At 45.4% G+C, this 1,986-nt stretch carries 1 protein-coding gene; it reads left to right on the plus strand.

All coding sequences use genetic code 11. The features are described from left to right. The first annotated feature begins 279 nt into the window (after positions 1-279). The gene (locus RMO84_RS11580; protein ID WP_310488611.1) at positions 280-1,716 is read left to right on the plus strand and encodes a type IIL restriction-modification enzyme MmeI; all 1,437 of its coding nucleotides are present in this window, start codon (positions 280-282) and stop codon (positions 1,714-1,716) included. Positions 1,717-1,986 lie beyond the last annotated feature (270 nt).

Genomic DNA, 1,986 nt, shown 5'->3' on the forward strand with positions numbered 1-1,986 from the left:
CGATTAGCATTAGGGGATGGTTATGTAAATGCTCTCAGAGACGCATGGGAAAAAGTTCCAGAATCTGCCGATCTTGTAATGTATTGGTGGAATAAAGCTGCCCTCTTAACATTACCTAGAGGAGTTCAACGTTTTGGGCTAATTACTACAAATAGTTTGACTCAACTCTTTAATAAACGTCTAGTTGAGTCTCATATCAATTCTAGAGTTTCACTAGCTTTTGCTATTCCAGATCATCCTTGGGTTGATTCAACTGAAGGTGCTCAAGTTAGAGTTGCAATGACAGTGGTAAGTAGTGAAGAAAAACCAGGGATTCTATTGGAAGCGACTGACGAGAGAGAAACTGATGATGTTAAACATGAGATTAAATTCAAATACACTATAGGTAAAATTAATTCAGATTTGACCGTTGGTACAGATTTAAATGATTTAATCAGACTAATAGCTAATCGTGGTTTAGCATGTCCTGGTGTTCAGTTATCTGGGCAAGGTTTTGTGCTCTCCCCCGAAGAGGTGAATCTATTCTCAAAAAAAACGAGGAAGGAGCTAATTCGTTCGTATCTCACAGGAAGAGATTTAACACAGGTTAAAAGAATACAATTTGTTATTGATACTCTTGCTTTGTCACAGGAACATCTGCGTGATGAATACCCAGATGCGTACCAGTGGATTATGGAGAGGGTAAAGCCTGAGCGAGATCAAAGCTCTCAAATTGAGTATGCTAAGAACTGGTGGCTACACTCTAAACCGCGTCCAAAGTTTCGTGAAACTTTTACAAATCTCCGAAAATTTATTGCAACTTCTAGAACAGCTCGGCATCGTGTCTTTCAGTTTCTTCCAAGTGATACTCTTCCTGAAACTAAGGTTTTGATTTTATCTTCGGATGATGCGATGTTTCTTGGAGTTATCTCTAGTCAAATCCATGTCATATTTGCTAATGCTGTAGGAGGCTGGCTTGGCGTGGGAAATGATTCAACATATAACCACAGTAGATGTTTTGATTGCTTCCCATTTCCAGATCCTACCCCAGAACAAAAGCAAAAGATTCGAGAATTGGGCGATCGATTAGACAGCCATCGCAAACAAGTTCAAGCCGCCCATCCCGACATTACCATCACTGGAATGTATAACCTGCTAGAAAAACTCCGCGCTGGCGAACCATTTACGGATATCGATCGAGCCTACAACAATAGAGCACTTGTCTCCACCCTCAAACAAATCCACGACGACCTAGACACCGCCGTATTTGCCGCCTACGGTTGGCAAGATTTAGCAGGTAAACATCACCCCGAAATCACCGAAACCATCCTCGAACGCCTCGTCGCCCTCAACGCCGAACGCGCCGCCGAAGAACGTAACGGACACATCCGCTGGCTCCGCCCCGAATACCAAGCCCCCGAACAAGTGCAAGCTACCCAGACAACCCTCGCAGGCATCGACGACCCAGCAGAAACCGCAGCAACCCCCGTCGAACAGCAAAAATGGTCGAACCAACCCAAAGACCAACTCGCCGCCGTCCGCGACCTGTTACGCAGCAGCAGCGGTGCATGGACGGTGGTACAAATTGCCAATCAATTTACAGGCAAAAATACTCAGAAGAAATTGGAGGCAATTGGTGAAAATCTCGATCGATTAGAATGGTTTGGGCTGCTGGTTAAGCGTGATGAATCTGGCATTACCTATTGGCAATATGCCGAGTTACAGCAAACGGCTTAGATGATGTATGCGTGGTTCGATCGCTGCGTTTGGAGATCTGAATCCCCCAAACCCCCTTGAAAAGCTTGCTCAGATCCGGAAGTCCCCCTTGTTAAGGGGGATTTAGGGGGATTCCACCAATGTCGCTTCCCACAGAAAATGTATGCGTGGTTTAATGGCTGCGTTTGGGGATCTGAATCCCCCAAACCCCCTTAAAAAGGGGGCTAAGAGCCAGATCTTAGTCCCCCTTGAAAAGGGGGATTTAGGGGGATTCCGCCAATTCCGCTTCCC

The organism is Chamaesiphon sp. VAR_69_metabat_338 (assembly GCF_031423935.1).
Lineage (GTDB): Bacteria > Cyanobacteriota > Cyanobacteriia > Cyanobacteriales > Chamaesiphonaceae > Chamaesiphon.

Bases quoted from the DNA above. Each gene is read 5' to 3' on its own strand.
- RMO84_RS11580 (WP_310488611.1), top strand. From the start codon at position 280: ATGACAGTGGTAAGTAGTGAAGAAAAACCAGGGATTCTATTGGAAGCG.